General features: G+C 71.9%; 14 protein-coding genes. 9 read left to right on the forward strand and 5 right to left on the reverse strand.

Annotated elements, in window-relative coordinates; all coding sequences use genetic code 11:
- Genes DEJ13_RS11520 through DEJ13_RS11535 form a run of 4 tightly spaced genes read left to right on the forward strand, consistent with a single transcriptional unit; the run spans window position 1 to window position 4311 of the window.
- Window positions 1-1230, forward strand: a complete 1230-nt coding sequence (locus DEJ13_RS11520; RefSeq protein WP_111106624.1) for an ABC transporter ATP-binding protein — start codon at window positions 1-3, stop codon at window positions 1228-1230.
- Window positions 1149-2246 (forward strand): glycosyltransferase family 2 protein, encoded by a 1098-nt coding sequence (locus tag DEJ13_RS11525; RefSeq protein WP_111106623.1) that lies wholly within the window; start codon window positions 1149-1151, stop codon window positions 2244-2246. Before DEJ13_RS11520 ends, DEJ13_RS11525 begins: the two co-directional genes overlap by 82 nt.
- A gap of 59 nt (window positions 2247-2305) precedes the next feature.
- Window positions 2306-3454: a glycosyltransferase family 4 protein gene (locus DEJ13_RS11530; RefSeq protein WP_220037568.1), complete on the forward strand. Its 1149-nt coding sequence runs from the start codon at window positions 2306-2308 to the stop codon at window positions 3452-3454.
- Window positions 3451-4311, forward strand: coding sequence for a glycosyltransferase family 2 protein (locus DEJ13_RS11535; protein ID WP_111106621.1), 861 nt, complete (start codon window positions 3451-3453; stop codon window positions 4309-4311). Before DEJ13_RS11530 ends, DEJ13_RS11535 begins: the two co-directional genes overlap by 4 nt.
- An 18-nt stretch (window positions 4312-4329) precedes the next feature.
- On the opposite strand, the gene DEJ13_RS11540 is transcribed toward DEJ13_RS11535, so the two are convergent.
- The 3 genes from DEJ13_RS11540 to DEJ13_RS11550 are packed head-to-tail and all read right to left on the reverse strand — an operon-like array spanning window position 4330 to window position 7667.
- Window positions 4330-6177, reverse strand: a complete 1848-nt coding sequence (locus DEJ13_RS11540; protein WP_111106620.1) for a glycosyltransferase family protein — start codon at window positions 6175-6177, stop codon at window positions 4330-4332.
- 7 nt (window positions 6178-6184) lie between these two features.
- Window positions 6185-7048 (reverse strand): glucose-1-phosphate thymidylyltransferase RfbA, encoded by an 864-nt coding sequence (gene rfbA / locus DEJ13_RS11545; RefSeq protein ID WP_111106619.1) that lies wholly within the window; start codon window positions 7046-7048, stop codon window positions 6185-6187.
- Window positions 7049-7058: 10 nt separating this feature from the next.
- A complete protein-coding gene (locus tag DEJ13_RS11550) occupies window positions 7059-7667 on the reverse strand; it encodes a dTDP-4-dehydrorhamnose 3,5-epimerase family protein (RefSeq protein WP_056118521.1) in 609 nt (202 codons plus the stop codon).
- A gap of 70 nt (window positions 7668-7737) precedes the next feature.
- Between DEJ13_RS11550 and DEJ13_RS11555 the strand changes: the two genes are divergently transcribed.
- Entirely contained in the window at window positions 7738-9186 is a 1449-nt protein-coding gene (locus tag DEJ13_RS11555) for a DUF2142 domain-containing protein (protein WP_181437000.1), read from the forward strand.
- 43 nt (window positions 9187-9229) lie between these two features.
- Here the strand turns inward: DEJ13_RS11555 and DEJ13_RS11560 are convergent, their stop codons facing one another.
- A complete protein-coding gene (locus DEJ13_RS11560) occupies window positions 9230-10363 on the reverse strand; it encodes a glycosyltransferase family protein (RefSeq protein WP_111106617.1) in 1134 nt (377 codons plus the stop codon).
- A gap of 80 nt (window positions 10364-10443) precedes the next feature.
- Between DEJ13_RS11560 and DEJ13_RS11565 the strand changes: the two genes are divergently transcribed.
- From DEJ13_RS11565 to rfbD, 4 genes are all read left to right on the forward strand, one after another.
- Window positions 10444-11385, forward strand: coding sequence for a glycosyltransferase family 2 protein (locus DEJ13_RS11565; RefSeq protein WP_056118530.1), 942 nt, complete (start codon window positions 10444-10446; stop codon window positions 11383-11385).
- A gap of 1 nt (window position 11386) precedes the next feature.
- A complete protein-coding gene (locus DEJ13_RS11570) occupies window positions 11387-12916 on the forward strand; it encodes a glycosyltransferase family 39 protein (RefSeq protein ID WP_056118532.1) in 1530 nt (509 codons plus the stop codon).
- 86 nt (window positions 12917-13002) lie between these two features.
- A complete protein-coding gene (gene rfbB, locus DEJ13_RS11575) occupies window positions 13003-13989 on the forward strand; it encodes a dTDP-glucose 4,6-dehydratase (RefSeq protein ID WP_111106616.1) in 987 nt (328 codons plus the stop codon).
- Window positions 13986-14834 carry a dTDP-4-dehydrorhamnose reductase gene (gene rfbD, locus DEJ13_RS11580; protein ID WP_111106615.1) on the forward strand — a complete coding sequence of 283 codons (849 nt, stop codon included), beginning with the start codon at window positions 13986-13988 and terminating at the stop codon, window positions 14832-14834. The genes rfbB and rfbD overlap by 4 nt, the downstream gene beginning before the upstream one ends.
- Before the next feature lie 124 nt (window positions 14835-14958).
- Here rfbD and DEJ13_RS11585 read toward each other — a convergent pair whose 3' ends face one another.
- Window positions 14959-16821 carry a hypothetical protein gene (locus DEJ13_RS11585; RefSeq protein ID WP_181436999.1) on the reverse strand — a complete coding sequence of 621 codons (1863 nt, stop codon included), beginning with the start codon at window positions 16819-16821 and terminating at the stop codon, window positions 14959-14961.
- Window positions 16822-16843 lie beyond the last annotated feature (22 nt).

Consider the following 16843-nt stretch of genomic DNA (forward strand, 5'->3'; position numbering starts at 1 on the left):
ATGGCCATCAGCACCCCCGTCGCGCCGTCGACCCAGCAGCGCGGTGACGAGCGACCCGAGGTCATCGTCATCGACCACGTGCGCAAGCGCTTCATCGTCCGCAAGGACAACACCATCCGCGAGCGCATCGTGACGCTCGGCCGCGCCGGCCGCAAGCACCGCCAGGACTTCTGGGCCCTCGACGACGTCACCGTCTCGATCACGGCCGGCTCGACCGTCGGGCTGATCGGCCAGAACGGCTCTGGCAAGTCGACCCTGCTCAAGGCGATCGGCGGCATCATCCAGCCGACGTCCGGCACGGTGTCCCGTCGCGGGCGACTGGCCGCACTGCTCGAGCTCGGCGCGGGCTTCCACCCCGACCTGTCCGGCCGCGAGAACGTCTTCCTCAACGCGAGCCTGCTCGGCCTGACGCGCAAGCAGACCGAGGAGCGCTTCGACGACATCCTGGCGTTCTCGGGGATCGGCGACTTCATCGACACCCAGGTGAAGTTCTACTCATCCGGCATGTACGTGCGGCTCGCCTTCGCGGTCGCGGTGCACACCGACCCCGACGTCCTGCTCGTCGACGAGGTGCTGGCCGTCGGCGACGAGGCCTTCCAGCGGAAGTGCCTCGACCGCATCCGCACCTTCCAAGAGGCAGGCAAGACGATCATCATCGTCACGCACTCGCTCAGCCAGGTGCAGGAGATGTGCGACCGCGTCGTCCTGCTCAACAAGGGCAAGGTGCTGCACGACGGTGACCCGGTCGCCGCAGTCAGCATGTTCCGCGACGTGCTCGAGGAGCGTCGACACGACGAGCTCAGCCAGGACGTCGCCGTCGGCCGTGGCACGGTCCTCGGCGCCACCGTCCACGTGGACGGCAAGCAGCACGGCGAGAGCGTGCGCCCCGGCGACGACCTGATCGTCGACATGGAGTTCGAGCACCTCGACCGCGTCGAGGACTGGGAAGCCGCGGTCCAGGTCAACAACACCGCCGGCCAGGTCGTCTTCGGCACCACCACGGGCATCATGGGCGTCACCCTCGAGCCGTTGCACGGTCGGCGCAAGCTGCGGATCCGCATCGCCGACACCGCGTTCGGCACCGGGAAGTACTTCATCAACGTCTCGATGATGGACTCGGCCGGTCGGCACCTGCACGACCTGCCGGAGTGCGACTCGTTCGAGGTCGCGCCCTTCAGCAACGCGGTCGGCACCGTCTACGCCGAGCCCTCGCTCGAGGACGTCGACTGACCCGCACCGCGGTCGTCGTCGTCAACTGGAACCACGCCGACCTGACCGTCCGGGCCGTCCGGGCCGTCCTCGCCGACCCCGCGGCCGACCAGGTCGTCGTCGTCGACAACGGCTCCGACGACGACTCCGTGGCCGTCCTGCGCGCCGAGGTCCCGGACGCCACGCTCGTCGTCCGCGACCACAACGGCGGCTTCGCAGCGGGGGCGAACGCCGGCATCCGGGCGACCGGAGCGGACGTCGTCGTGCTCCTCAACAACGACGCCGTCCCCGCACCCGGTTTCGTCGGCGCGCTCCGCGACCACCTGGCCGGCGCAGCGCCCGAGGTCGCCGCCGTGACGGGCCGCATCGTGCTCGCCGGACGCTGGACGGCCCTCCCGTCCGGTGCCGTGGCGCGTCCGGACCAGCGCACGCTGCGCGCCCACGACGGACGTCTCTGGACCCCGTCGCCGGAGGGCGAGGCCCGCCTCAACTCGACCGGCGTCCGCGTCGACCGGGTCGGCAACGGCGCCGACCGTGACTGGCTCGCGCCGGTGTCGACGTCGGCGGACGTCCGGGTCTTCGGGTTCTCGGGCGGTGCCAGCGCACTGCGTCGCGCGGCCCTGGAGGACGTCGGCCTGCTCGACGAGAGCCTGTTCATGTACTACGAGGACACCGAGCTCGCCTGGCGCCTCGCCCGGCGCGGATGGCGTGTCGAGCACGCGGCCGACGCCGTCGTCGAGCACGACCACTCCGCCTCGTCGGGCGTGCAGAGCGACCTGTTCGTGTCGCGGAACGCCCGCAACCGGCTGGTCGTCGCCCTGTGGCACGCACCGTGGCCGACCGTGGCGCGCGCCGCCGTCCGGACAGCCGGCCGCGGCGTGCGGGGAGCGCTGACGCGGTCGAACCGACGGGAGGCCCGGCTCGTCCTGGGTGCGCTGGTCGACGTCCTGACGCACCTCCGCCACCACCTGCTGCGCCGGCGCACCGAGACGGCGCGCGCCGTCGTCCCCCGCGACCGGGTGGACACGGGGGCATGAGCGACCCGCGATACGCTGGACCGTCATCCGTCGACGGCCCCGGCCGAAAGGAACACCGCGTGCCGCAGCTCACCGTCCTGGTCGACGGGACCGCCGTGCCGCGGGCCCTCGGCGGTGTCGGCCGGTACCTCGAGGGCGTCGTCGCGCACCTGGCCGGGGCCGACCCCGCGGCCGCCGTACACCTCGTCGTGCGCCGTGAGCACGTCGAGCACTTCCGACGGATCGCTCCCGACGTCACCGTGCACGTCGCACCGACGTGGGTGCGCTCGGTCCCGCTGCGCTTCCTCTGGGAGCAGACGGGCCTGGTGCTGCTGGCCCGTCGACTGCACGTCCGGGTGCTGCACTCGCCGCACTACACGTTCCCGTTCGCCTGGCGCGGCGGCTCCGTCGTCACACTGCACGACGCGACGTTCTTCTCGAACCCCGAGTGGCACTCGCGGCGCAAGCGCACGTTCTTCACCTGGTGGAGCCGCCGTGCGCTGCGCAGTCGCCCGGTGGTGATCGTGCCGAGCGTCGCCACCCGCACCGAGGTCGCCCGTGCCGTCGGGGACGTCCGCGCCGACGTCCGGGTGGCCCACCTCGGTGTCGACCGCGGGGTCTTCCACGAGCCGACACCCGACCAGGTCGCCGACGCCCGCGTCGCCGCCGGCCTGCCGGACGACGCCGAGTGGATCGCGTTCCTCGGAACCATCGAACCGCGCAAGAACGTCGGCGCGCTCCTCGACGCGTACCGCTCCGTCCGCACCGAGCGATCCGCCGCCGGCCGGGACACCCCGTGGCTCGTGCTCTCCGGCGCGCGGGGCTGGGACACCGGGGCGATCGCTGCCCTCGACGCGCTGCGGGACGACGACCGCGTGGTCGAGGCCGGCTACCTGCCGCTCGAGGACCTCGCGGGGTTCCTCGGTGGTGCCGAGGTCGTGGTCTACCCGAGCCTCGGCGAGGGATTCGGACTGCCCGTCGTCGAGGCGATGGCCGCCGGGGCCTGCGTGCTGACCACCCCCCGGCTCTCCCTGCCCGAGGTCGGCGGGGACGCGGCGGTCTACACCGAGCCCGACGCGCGGTCGTTGGCTGACGCCCTCGCAGCGCTCCTCGACGACCCCGACCGCCGTGACGAGCACCGTGGGCGGGCCCTCCGTCGCGCCGACGACTTCAGCTGGGACGCCACCGCGCGCATCCACGCCGACGTCTATGCCGAGGTCGCACGATGAGCCTCGCCCGCGTGGTCGTCCTGACGGTCACCTACAACACCGGTGAGACCATCCGGCCGTTCCTCGAGAGCGTCGCGCGGGCGTCCGTCACACCGCTGCCCGTCGTGATCGCCGACAACGGCTCGGACGACCTCGGCGCACTCCGCGCCATCGCGGACACACACGGCGCGACCGTCGTGTCGTCCGGAGCGAACCGCGGGTACGGCGGCGGGATCGACGCCGCGTTCGCCGCGCTCGACGACGTCCTGCCCGATGCCGTGCCCGAGTTCGTCCTGGTGACGAACCCGGACGTGGTCTTCCACGACGGCGCGGTGGACGAGCTCGTCGCGGCGGCCGACCGGCTCCCCCGCGGCGGCTCCTTCGGACCGCAGATCCTCGACGACCAGGGCGACACCTACCCGTCCGCCCGGCAGCTGCCGTCGCTGCGGACCGGCCTCGGCCACGCGGCGTTCTCGCGCTTCTGGCCCGCCAACCCGTGGAGCCAGCGGTACTGGTCCACCACCCTGGTCGAGGAACGGACCGCGGGGTGGCTCTCCGGCGCGTGCTTCCTGATCCGCACGTCGGTGTTCCGCGAACTCGACGGGTTCGACGAGTCGTACTTCATGTACTTCGAGGACGTCGACCTCGGGCAGCGCGTCGGCGAGTCCGGACGGGACAACGTGTACGTCCCGACCGCGACCGTCGTGCACACCGGGGCACACTCGACCTCGTCGAACCGCCGCCGCATGGAGGTCGAGCACCACCGCAGCGCCTACCGCTTCCTGTCGCGCAAGTACCGCTCCTGGTGGCTGTGGCCGCTGCGCCTCGCGCTGCACGCGGGGCTGAGCGCCCGCGCTCGGTGGGTCACCCGGAAGTAGCCGGCGTCCCTCCGGGTGTCAGGCGGGGAAGCGCCGCCGCCGCTCGGTGAGCGCCGTGTCGAGCAGCACCCGCGCCCTGGCATCGAAGGAGTGCTCCGCGGCGATCCGCGCGGCAACGGCCGCGCGCGCATCGGCGCCTGGCCATGCGTGTGCGCCGTCGAGCAGCGCCGCGAGCCGGTCCGGCGTGTCCGCCACGGCGAGTGTCGGGACCTCGAGCACGTCGGCGAGGCCCGCGACGCGGTCGGTGACGACGACCCCACCGGCCGCCAGGACGTCGAAGACCCGGTTCGAGACGAAGCCCCCCGCCGCCATGTCCGGCCAGTGGTCGTTGAGCACGACCCGGGCGGATGCGTACGCGGTCGCGACCTCAGCACGGCCCAGGAACGGTTCGCCCAACGTCTCGGCCGGCAGGACGCCCTCCCACCCGGGTCCGTGCACGGTCAGGTCCGCACCGAGCCCGGCGGCCTCGGCGACGAGGGGTCGTGCGGCACCCCGCGTCGACCCGACGAACACCACCCGGTCGGCGTCCGGGCTCGACGACGACCGTGCGCCGGGGTGGAACACGGTCGGGTCGGTCGCCTGCAGGAGCAGCCCGACCGGCACGCCCGCTCTCCGCGCGGCGGCGTCCGCCCACACCGGACCGGCCGCGAACACGGCGTCGAACGAGCGCAGCTCGGTGTCGGCCACGTCGTCCGGGTGGCTGATCACCCACAGCAGGTTGATCGACGCCGGGTTCGGTGGCACGCGGTCGAGCCCGCGGATCACGAGCGTGACGTCGTCGGCGGCGTCGTCGTCGCGCACGTGGGCGTCACGCCGGTCGATCCGGACGTGCTGTCCGAGCCGCTCGAGTGCCGCGGCCAGCTCGGCCGCGAAGTGCACGTCGCCCCAGCCGTCCCCGTCCGGCCCGGCGGGCGCGGCGGTCTTCAGGGACCATGCGAGCGCCTCGCCGTCGCGACGAGCTCCGCCCGGCGCGACGGTGCGCGCGCCCCAGGGGGGCAGCGGTGGGCCCGCCGTGACCACACCGTCACCGTCGACCGGACGGTCACGCCACGCCGAGGAGGCGTCGACGGTCGCGGCGTCGATCGTGCGCCCGGCCTCGGCCGACCGGCCGACGGTCCAGACGACGCGCACCGGTCCGTCGATCCGGTCGGCGGCGGCGCGGGTCCAGGCGGTCAGCGTCATGCGCTCGTCCGGGAGGCCCGGTGCCGGCACCAGCGCGGCCCGCGGCATCGCGATCACCGGCTGGTCCGCCGCGAAGACCTCGTCGGTCGGGATCGTGTCCGCGAACGCGGCACGCTCGGCGAGCGGCCGGTCGACCGGCGGTCCGTCGCGACTGCCGTCGTCGGTCCAGGGCAGGGCACCGGGACGCAGCAGGAGCGCACCGTTCCGCTGTGCGCCGTCCGCCATCCGCACGCGGGCCTGCACCACGCCGGCCACGCCCGCCTCGGCGAGCACCTGGAGGTCCTGGTCGGTCACGCCGACGGTCGAGTCGACGACCACGAGCACGCGTCCGACGCCGGCGGCCACCCCGGCGTTGATCGCCGACGCGATGCCGTCCACGGGGTCCGGGCGGACCCACGGCATCCCGCGCTGCTGCTCCCCCACCGGTGACGCGTCCGCGACGTAGGCGACCGCGCGGACGTCGGCGTCGCTGCCGAAGGCCTGCCGCGCCGACGCGACCGCGAGCGGCACCGTCTCGTGCCGGTCCGATCGGCTGACGACCACGACCGTCACACGACGGTGCGGCTGCGGCAGGTCCCCGTCCCAGCCGGCCACCGGAACGGGCGACGCCGCCGTCGCCGACGCGGGACGGGCCTCCTGGTCGGAGCCCGTCGCGTCGTGACGGCGGCGTCGGAACAGGGCCACCTGCGGGTCAGCTCGCGAGCAGCTGCTGCAGGTAGACGCCGTAGCCGCTCTTCGCGAGCGGAGCGGCCAGCGCCGCGAGGGCGTCGTCGTCGATCCAGCCGTTGCGCCAGGCGATCTCCTCGATGCACCCGATCTTGTGCCCCTGGCGGTCCTCGATGACCTTGACGTACTCGGACGCCTGCATCATCGACTCGAAGGTGCCGGTGTCGAGCCAGGCGGTGCCGCGGTCGAGGACCTCGACGCCGAGGGTGCCCGCTTCGAGGTAGCGCTCGTTGACCGTCGAGATCTCGAGTTCGCCGCGGGCACTGGGCTCGATGGTCTTCGCGATCGCGACCACGTCGTTGTCGTAGAAGTACAGGCCGGGGACCGCGTAGTTCGACTTGGGACGGGCGGGCTTCTCCTCGATGGAGACCGCCGTGAAGTCGTCGTCGAACTCGACCACGCCGTAGGCCTTCGGATCGGCCACGTGGTACGCGAAGATCGTGGCGCCCTGCACCTCGGTGTTCTTCGTCAGGCTCGTGCCGAGGCCGGTGCCGTGGAAGATGTTGTCGCCGAGCACCAGCGCGACGCTGTCGTCGCCGATGAAGTCCTCGCCGATGACGAAGGCCTGGGCGAGTCCGTCGGGGCTCGGCTGCACGGCGTACTGGATGTCCATGCCGAGGGCCGACCCGTCGCCGAGCAGCGCCCGGAACTGGTCGTTGTACTCGGGCGTGGTGATGACCAGGACCTCGTTGATGCCGGCCATCATCAGCGTCGACAGCGGGTAGTAGACCATCGGCTTGTCGTAGATCGGCATGAGCTGCTTGCTGATGCCCTTGGTGATCGGCCACAGGCGTGTGCCGGAACCGCCGGCGAGGATGATGCCCTTCATCGGGTCTCCTTTACTTGTTCGTCCGGAGGGACTCGGTGTAGGCGATGCACTCGTCGTACGTCGGCAGGAGGCCCTGCTCGGCAGCCTGTTCCAGGGTCGGCGCGCTGGTGTCCTTCTCGGACAGGACGGGCTCGCCGATGCCGTCGGGCAGCTGCAGACCGACGGTGGGGTCGAGGATGCTGATCCCCTTCTCGCGCTGGGGGTCGTAGTGGGCGCTGACCAGGTAGTTCACGGTGCTCTGGTCCTCGAGCGCGACGATGGCGTGCCCGAGGCCCTCGGACAGGTACACGGCGCGGCGGTCGACGTCGTCGATGCGCACCGAGTCCCACTGGCCGAAGGTCGGCGAGCCGACACGGATGTCGACGATGTAGTCGATGAACGCACCCCGCACGGCGGTGACGTACTTCGCCTGACTCGGGGCGACCAGCGCGTAGTGGATCCCGCGCGCGACACCGCGCGCGGAGACCGACATGTTCACCTGCCGGAGGTCGAGGGGGTGGCCCACCGTCGTCTCGAGCACGTCGGCACGGTAGGCCTCGAGGAAGGCTCCTCGTGCGTCGCCGTGCTGGACGGGGGTGAACTCCCACGCGCCTTGGATCTTCAGTTCGCGGATCTGCACCCGGCGATCCTAGCAACGCGCACCGCCGCTACGATGGCGTGGTTTGTGTACTGAACCGGGGGAACCACCTGTGACATCGCTGCTCGCCCATCTCCGTCGTCACGCAGCCGCCTGGGTCTTCGCGGCCATCGCCGGTGCCGCCGTCTCGGTGTTCTGCGCGGTCGTCCCGGTCGGGTGGGGGCTCGACGAGCAGTCGCACGTCGCACGGGCCTACCAGGTGAGCCGCGGGATCCCGCTCCCGTACCAGCGCGACGACGGCAAGACGCTCGGCGCGGCGGTGCCCGAGAAGATCATGGCGCTCGAAGCAGCGGGGTTCAGTGCGTCCAACGGCGTCGACCGGAGCGCACCGTCCTGGGAACGGGCGGACTTCTCGAACCGCGGCGAAGTGCACCGGCTGAACGCCGCCGTGGTCGAACGCGGTGACCCCACCGTCGACTACGACGTCTCGAACGCGTCGGCATCGAGCTTCGTGCCGTACCTGCCGGCTGCCGTCGGGATGCGCATCGGTTCGGTGCTCGGCGCCGACGTCGGCACCACGATGATGCTCGCGAAGCTGTTCAACGGGCTGGTCTTCGTCGCGCTCGGGGCGATCGCCGTCGCGGTCCTGGCGCCGTTCCGGGCACGGTGGCTGTTCTTCGCCGTCGGGCTCCTGCCAGAGACCGTCTTCCAGGCCGCGTACGTCACCGCCGACTCGTACACGGACGGCATCGCACTCCTGTTCGCCGCCGCGGTCACCCGACTCGCGCTCGATCGCAGACCGGCCGGGGCGCTGATGCTCGCCGGCACCGTGGCGGCGGGGCTCGGCATGGCCGCGGCGAAACCCACCTACGTGGTGCTGGTGCTGGCGCTGCTCGCGATACCGGGTGCCCGGATGCTGCCGGCACGGATCGCCGAGCGGGTCGGACGTCCGGCGCTCGTGGGCAAGGCCGTCGCGGCCGGCATGGTCGTCCTGGTCGGAGCCGTCGCGCTCGTCGTGCTGAAGATGACCGGCAACTCGACGACCGCGATCGCCGCGACCTACGACCGCGGCGCCGACAGCGGTGCGCAGATCGAGTACCTGCTGCACCACCCGCTGCAGGTCCCGGTGGTGCTCTGGCGCACGATCGAGGTCTTCGGGCTGTCCTGGACGGAGAGCCTGACGGGCAACTTCGGGTACAACACCGTCCACCAGGTGGAGCCGTTCGTCACGATGTGCATCGTCACGGTCGTGCTCGCCGCGTTCCACGCCGAGCGGCTCCGACGGATCGTCGGGCTGACGTTCCTGCTCGGCAGCGTCGTCGCGGGCTTCGCGGTGATCGGCGCGCTCTACCTGACCTTCAACGCGGTCGGCGACCCGATGGCGGTCGGCGTGCAGGGCCGGTACTTCATCCCGCTGCTCGCACCGTTCGTCCTCGGGCTCGCCTCACTGGTGCCGGCGCGCCTGGCGCTGCGGGAGCGTCACGCCGCCGTGCTGTTCCCGGCACTGTCCGTCGTCGCGCTGCTCGCGAGCGGCGTGCTCTGGCTGTCGTTCCTGTACTGACCGCCGCTGTCCCGGTCCTGGTCGGTCGCGGTCTCGATCCGGCTCACACCCGCAAGGTGCGCTCCCAGACGTCGTCGGTGCCGATGAGCCGGTGCGCACGGACGTACTCGTCGGCCTGCCGTCGCGAGCCGGTCTGCACCGCGGCGACCACGGCCTCCCGCCAGGCAGCCGTGGTGTTCGGGACGACCGTCGCCAGCTCGGCGTGGCGACGGTACGGGCCGACGTCGGACAGCACGACCGGCAGGCCGAGGAGCGTGTACTCGACGAACTTCAGGTCGCTCTTGGCGTGGTTGAACGGTTCGTCGACGAGCGGAGCGACGGCGGCGTCCCAGCGCGCGGCGTGCCCGCGGAGCCAGCGGACGAAGGCGGGGTAGTGCCCGGCGCTGTCCGGGACGGGGAGGTCGTCGTACCAGTCCTCGACGTCCTCGCTGACCCCGACGACCTCGAGGCGGACCGGGCGGCCGTCCGGCGCGACCAGCCCGTCGAAGACCGGGCGCAGCAGGGCGAGGTCGGCGCCGTGGGTGCGGGACCCGGCGTAGAGGACGCGGTGCGGCGCGCCCTCGGTGCGGGCGTCTGCCGGTGTGTCTGCCGGTGTGTCTGCCGGTGCATCGGTGCTCGCGGGTGCGTCCGTCGCGATCGGCGAGGTCCACAGTCGCGGGTCGACCTGGTTCTCGACGACGACGGGAGTGCCGCCGACACGCCGGACCGCCTCGGCGAGTGCGGGCGTGCTGACGATCGTGGTGTCGGCGGCGCGCACCACCGCGGTGACCGACGCCAGGCGGCCGGGGTCGTACTCGGCGCGGCTCAGGCGGTCCCGCGCCTCGTCGGTGAAGAAGTCGTCGTCGACCTCGGCGACCAGACGCGTCCCCGTCGTCCGGAGCCGGTCCAGGAAGGCATCGAGGACGGCAGCCGGCAGGGCGTCCCGCTGCACGAGCACGACGTCGTACCGCGTGGAGTCCGCGCCGGCCGCGTAGGCCGCCGGGTCGACCTGGACGACGTCGGCCCGGCCGGACGCGGCAGTCATCTCGACGCGCTGCACCACCCGGACGTGCGCGGAGGGCGCGTGCAGACCGCCGGCGCCGTGCACGACGTAGCCCAGCACCGGACGTCGACCGGCAGGACGCCGGAACCGGTCGGTGAGCCGTCGGAGGAAGCGGGGACGGTCGACGGAGGCCATCCCGCCATCATGACAGTGGCTCGCGCCCGTAGGATGGTCGGGTTGCCCGCCACGCCGACCTCCGAGGACCCGTCACCCACGTGAAGCTGTTCGTGCAGATCCCCTGTCTCAACGAGGAGCACACGCTCCCCGCCGTCCTCGAGACGATCCCGACCTCGATCCCGGGCATCGACGAGATCGAGGTGCTCGTCATCGACGACGGGTCGACGGACCGCACCGTCGAGGTCGCGAAGGCCCACGGTGTCCGGCACTTCGTCCGGCACACCACGAACATGGGGCTCGCACGGTCGTTCCGGGACGGGGTCGACTACGCGCTGCTGCACGGCGCGGACATCGTCGTCAACACCGACGGCGACAACCAGTACCCCCAGGCGCACATCACCGAACTCGTGCAGCCGATCATCGCCGGCACCGCCGAGATCGTGATCGGCGACCGGCAGACCCGCACGATCGAGCACTTCTCCGGCTTCAAGAAGGTCATGCAGCGCTTCGGGTCCTGGGTGGCCAGCCGTGCGGCCGGTCTCGACCTTCCCGACGCCGCCAGCGGGTTCCGCGCCTACTCGAAGTACTCGCTGATCCGGTTGAACATCGTGACCCGCTTCAGCTACTGCATGGAGACCATCGTGCAGGCGGGCTACAAGCGCCTGGCGATCGCGAGCATCCCGATCACCACGAACGCGAAGACCCGCGAGTCCCGGCTCTTCAAGAACATCTGGCAGCACATGTTCCAGTCGGGCTCCGCCATCGCCCGCGTCTACCTGATGTACCGCCCGATGGCGCTGTTCCTCTGGGTCGCCCTGGTGCTCGGTGGTCTCGGCGCCTGGCCGCTCGTCCGGTACCTGGTGCTCCTGGCCATGCACTCCGGCGGCAACCACCTGCAGTCGATCATCCTGGGGGTGGTGCTGCTCATCACGGCGGTGCTCGCGATCGTGATCGGCGTCGTCGCGGACCTGACCCGCCTGAACCGCACGCTCGCCGAGGAACAGCTCGACCTGCAGAAGCTCGCACGGTACGGGGACTGAGGTGACGACGGACAGCCGTCCCACCCGATCGACCCTGCTCTGGGCGGCCGCCGTGGCCGTGCTCGGCGTCGTGGTCGGCGCGGCGGGGTCGTGGATCCCGGCCGCGTGGGCCGACGAAGCGGCCACGATGAGCGGCGTCCGGCGGTCGATCCCGGAACTCTGGCACATGGCGCACAACGTCGACGGGGTTCACTCTTTCTACTACCTGCTGCTGCACCTGTGGTTCGAGGTCGTGCCGTACAGCCCGTTCTGGCTACGGCTGCCGAGCGCACTCGCCACCGGGCTCGCCGCCGGGCTGGTCGTGCTCCTGGTCCACCGGCTCGCCGGGATCCGCCCGGCCGTCGCCGCGGGCATCGTGTACTGCATCCTGCCGCGCGTGACCTTCTCGGCGATCGAGGGGCGCTCGAACGCCCTCACCGCCGCCGCCGCGGTCGGGCTCACCCTGCTGCTCGTCGTCGCGGTGGCCGCCACGGTGGAGCGACGTCGCAGCGTCTGGCTGTGGTGGGTGCTCTACGCGGTCGTGGCGATCGCGGGCAGCGTGCTCTTCGTCTACGTCGCGCTCATCCTCGTGGCCCACGCCGTCACCCTCGCGCTCTGGCAGCTGCGCCGCCTCGCGCGTCGCCGGTCACCGTCCATGGTGCGGCCGGCGGTGTTCTGGCTCGGCGCCGCGGTGGTCACCGGTGCCGCCCTGCTGCCGTTCGTCCGGACCGTCTCCGGCCAGACCGCGCAGCTGTACTGGATGGGTCCGCTGACCATCGGCCCGGCCCTGACCAAGCGGGTCTTCGTCGACCAGTGGTTCCTCGGCTTCGGGGCGTGGGCTCCGGTGCCGTTCGTGCTCATGGCGGTCGGAGCCGTGGCGACCCTCGCGGTGCCCCGGCTCCGGACACGCATCCCCGCGCTCGAGGTCGCCGTGCCGGTCGTCGTCATCCCCACCGTCGTGGTCGTGGCCGTGTCGATCCTGATCCGGCCGTTCTACGACCCGCGCTACTTCACCTTCTGCACCCCGTTCGTCGCGGTGCTGCTCGGGCTGGCGCTGACGTGCCTGCCGTGGCGCACCGCGACCGCAGCGGCGCTCGTCGTGGCCGCGGGCCTGGTGGCCCCGATCTACCTGGCGCAGCGCACCCCGACCTCCAAGGACGACTCCACCTGGAACGTCGCGGCGGCGCTCATCACCACCGAGCGCGCGAAGGAGCCGGCCGGCACCGTCGACGCGGTCTACTACGGGCCACTGCCGAGCCACACCAACCGCACGACCGAGTTCGTCGCGTCGTCCTACCCGCAGGCGTTCGCGGGCATGCGGGACCTGACCGAGCGGCGCAGTGCCGTCTCGATCGGTCAGCTCTGGGCCGACCGGACCACGACCGCCGACCCCCTGCCGAGCACCGAGGGCGTCGACCGGGTCTGGTTCGTCGGCGAGGCGACGCCGGACCAGCCCCGCATCCCGGAGGAGCAGCTCGCCGCGCAGGGGTGGCACGTCGAGCGGCAGTGGGCCGAGAGCGCGTTCACGATCATCGTCTTCGCGCGCGACTGACGGCCCTGGACGACGCCGCTAGACTGCCGGGCGACCGTCGTCGGCACATCGAGCCGACCTCCATCGGCCACGAAAAGGAAACCAGCGTGAAGATCCTCGTCACCGGAGGAGCCGGCTTCATCGGCTCGAACTTCGTCCGCAGAACCCTCGAGGACGCCTACCCCGGCCTCGAAGGTGCCGAGGTCGTCGTCTACGACGCCCTGACGTACTCGGGCAACCTCGAGAACCTCGCCCCGGTCGCGGACTCACCGCGGTACTCGTTCGTGCAGGGCGACATCCGCGATGCCGCGAAGCTCGACGAGGTCGTCCCGACGGTCGACGCGATCGTGCACTTCGCGGCCGAGTCGCACGTCGACCGGTCCGTCCGCGACTCCGGCATCTTCGTGGAGACCAACGTCGTCGGCACCCAGCGCCTGCTCGACGCGGCCCTGCGCCACGGCACCGAGCGCTTCGTGCACGTCTCCACCGACGAGGTCTACGGATCGATCAGCGAAGGCTCGTGGGCCGAGGACCGCCCGCTCGAGCCGAACTCGCCGTACTCGGCGTCGAAGGCCGGCAGCGACCTGCTCGCCCGCAGCTACCACCGCACGCACGGCATGAACCTCTCGATCACGCGCTGCTCGAACAACTACGGGCCGTACCACTTCCCCGAGAAGGTCATCCCGCTGTTCGTCACGAACCTCATCGACGACGTGCACGTCCCGCTCTACGGCGAGGGCAACAACATCCGCGACTGGCTGCACGTCGACGACCACACCCGCGGCATCGCGATGGTGCTCGTCGGGGGCCGTGCGGGCGAGATCTACAACATCGGCGGCGGGACCGAGCTCACGAACAAGGAGCTCACCGAGATGCTGCTCGAGGCAACCGGCAAGGACTGGTCCTACGTCGACCGCGTCGCCGACCGCCTCGGCCACGACCTCCGCTACTCGGTGGACATCTCGAAGATCCAGGCCGAGCTCGGCTACGAGCCGCAGGTCCCGTTCGCGCAGGGCCTCGCCGACGTCGTGCAGTGGTACCGCGACAACCGCGCCTGGTGGGAGCCGCTCAAGGAGCGCGCGGCGCTCGCATGACCCGGTACCTCATCACCGGCGCCGCCGGCATGCTCGGCCAGGACCTCCAGCAGGCACTCGCCGGCCGTGACGTCACCGCGCTCTCCCGCGCGGATCTCGACATCACCGACCAGGACGCCGTCTCCGCGGCGGTCACCGGCCACGACGTCGTGATCAACGCGGCGGCGTACACGAAGGTCGACGACGCCGAGTCCGACGAGGCAGCGGCCTTCGCGGTCAACGCCCGCGGCCCGGAGGTCCTGGCCACCGCCGCGGTCGCCGCCGGCGCGAAGCTCGTCCACGTGTCCACCGACTACGTCTTCGACGGCAACGGCACCTCGCCGTACGCCGAGGACGAGCCGACCGACCCGATCGGCGCCTACGGCCGGACGAAGGCGGCCGGCGAAGCAGCGGTGCGCGCGATCGCCCCGGACTCGTCGTACATCGTGCGGGCCGCGTGGCTCTACGGCGCCGGCGGTCCGAACTTCGCGAAGACGATGATCCGCCTCGCCGGGTCGCACGACACCGTGAGCGTCGTCACCGACCAGATCGGGCAGCCGACCTGGACGGGTGACCTGGCCCGCCAGATCGTCGCGCTCCTGGACGCGGATGCTCCGGCCGGCATCTACCACGGCACGAACGGCGGCCAGGGGTCCTGGCTCGACTTCACGAAGGCGATCTACACCGAGGTCGGCCTCGACCCGGAGCGGGTCCTGCCGACAGACAGCTCGGCCTTCGTGCGTCCGGCTCCGCGCCCCGCCTACAGCGTGCTCGGTCACGACGCCTGGCATCGCGCCGGCCTCGAGCCGATGCGCGACTGGCGGGCGGCGTTGCACGCGGCGGTCCAGGCGGGTGTCCTGGCCTAGTCAGTCCCACCACCGACGGTGCGCGGTCCCGACCGGGGCCGCGCACCGTCGTCTGTCGGCGGCGTCTGCCGGTCTCGGCTTCCGGCGTCGGCCTCCGGCGGCTTCCGGCGGCGACGGGAACGCGTCAGGGGTCGAGTCGGACGATGTCCACTCGACAGGGCGTCGCCGAGCCACCCCGGCTGTCGTCCGTGCACGGGATCAGCGCCACGAACGACCCCACCCGGGTCCCGACGTCGGCGTAGTCCCGTTCCGGCTGCCCGGCGTCGTCGAACTGCAGGAAGTACTCGATCCCCACCTGCGAGAACAGCTCCCGCTGCTCGGCCGAGTCGATCGCGTAGCCCTGACCGGACCGGCCGTAGGCATGCGCGCCGACCAGCAGCGCCAGGCTCGACGTCACACGGGTGTTCGTGCCGATCACCCGCGCACCGGCGGGCAGGTCACCGCTCGCCGTGATGTCCTCGGCGAGCTGACGGATCGGCGGTTTCCCCGGGCCGGTCAGCACGGGCACGGCGACACCGCTGGCCGTGGAGGCCACGAAGGGTGCCTGCGTCCCGAGGACGTTCTGGGCGAAGGAGGCCACGGCGAGCGCGAGCACCACGAGCACGACGACGACCCGGCTGACCACTCCCCGGACGGACGCGGCGCGCCACACCCGAGGCAGCACCGCCGTCGCGAGCAGCATGGCCACCGGGAACAGCGGCCAGTAGTACCGGACGTTGCCGCCGGCACTCGAGGCCGACGTGATTGCGGCGTACCCGAGGAAGTAGACCAGCCCGACCACCCCGGTCAGGACGACGAACGGCGACCGCCGGAACCGGACCGCCCCGACGACGAGCGCGGCGGCGAACAGCAGCCCGACCGGCAGGGTCGCCACGTTCGCGTCGGAGATCTTCTTCACGTAGAAGGGGAACGCCTGCAGCCGCTGCGACACGTAGTACCGCGCCTTGCCCGCGAGCGACCGGTCCGGGGTCGTCGCCGTGGTCGCGGCGGCGGCGGCGGTCGAGGTCGAGGTCGGGGCCGGTGTGTCGGTCGGCCGGTCGAACGGTCCCTGGCGGTAGACGCCGGGGGTGAAGTCCTCGTTCGGGGTGGTGGCAGCCGGGTTCGGCGGCACGGGCAGGAACGGCCAGCCCTGGTCGTTCGTGGCCGAGCTGAACTTGTTGCCGAAGTTCACCCCGAACGACGATCCGATCATCACCCCGTCGTACTTGGCACTGAGCGCCCCCACCCAGGGCGCCGCGGTCAGCGCGAACGCGACCGCCACCACCACCGGGGTGAGCCACGGGCGGCGGTTCCGCTCCCGGTCCGGGCCCGTGCGCCGCGCCGACCACCACCGGACGAGCAACCACGCAACGACCGACACGACCGCGACGGGCAGGACGTAGAGCTTGGTGCAGTACCCCAGGGTCACGACCAGCCCGAGCACGGCGGCCGACGCCACACGCGTCCGCACGCCGGAACGCAGTGACCGGTCGGCCCAGCGCAACGCCCACAGGAACACGACGACCCAGGCGACCACGAGCAGGTCGGGGGTGCGCGGGGGTGCTGCCTGCATGACCGCCGGCGTCACGACGACCATGTAGACGAGTGCCGGGACGATGCGTCGGGTCTCGCTCCAGACGAGCCACCCGCCGACGCCCACGACGAGGGCGGCGGCGAAGCAGCTGACCACACCGATCGCGTCCTCGAGGCCGACCCCGGCCGCGATGAGCGGCGCGGACAACCACGACACCATCGGCGACCAGTACGCGTTGACCGCGTCCGACACGTCCCCGCGCGCGTACTGCTGCGCGATCGACAGGTACGAGATCCCGTCGCCGGACGTGACCTGCAGGCGCTGCTGGGCCACGACGACGGCGACGAGCACGACGGCGACGACGAGCGCCGCACCGAGGACGACCGAGCCCCTGATCACCGCGAGCGGACGCCGCGCGACGGACGCCGCAGCCGTCGGGGCGGTCGACGCTGCCGTCGGCGGTGTTCGGGTCACCCGACCATCGTGCCATCCGTCG

Source organism: Curtobacterium sp. MCLR17_007, from assembly GCF_003234655.2.
Lineage (GTDB): Bacteria > Actinomycetota > Actinomycetes > Actinomycetales > Microbacteriaceae > Curtobacterium.

Excerpts from the sequence above, each read along its gene's own strand:
- DEJ13_RS11520 (WP_111106624.1), top strand. The coding sequence starts at position 1 with ATGGCCATCAGCACCCCCGTCGCGCCGTCGACCCAGCAGCGCGGTGAC.
- DEJ13_RS11535 (WP_111106621.1), top strand. The coding sequence starts at position 3,451 with ATGAGCCTCGCCCGCGTGGTCGTCCTGACGGTCACCTACAACACCGGT.
- rfbA (WP_111106619.1), bottom strand. The coding sequence starts at position 7,048 with ATGAAGGGCATCATCCTCGCCGGCGGTTCCGGCACACGCCTGTGGCCG.
- DEJ13_RS11560 (WP_111106617.1), bottom strand. The coding sequence starts at position 10,363 with ATGGCCTCCGTCGACCGTCCCCGCTTCCTCCGACGGCTCACCGACCGG.
- rfbD (WP_111106615.1), top strand. The coding sequence starts at position 13,986 with ATGACCCGGTACCTCATCACCGGCGCCGCCGGCATGCTCGGCCAGGAC.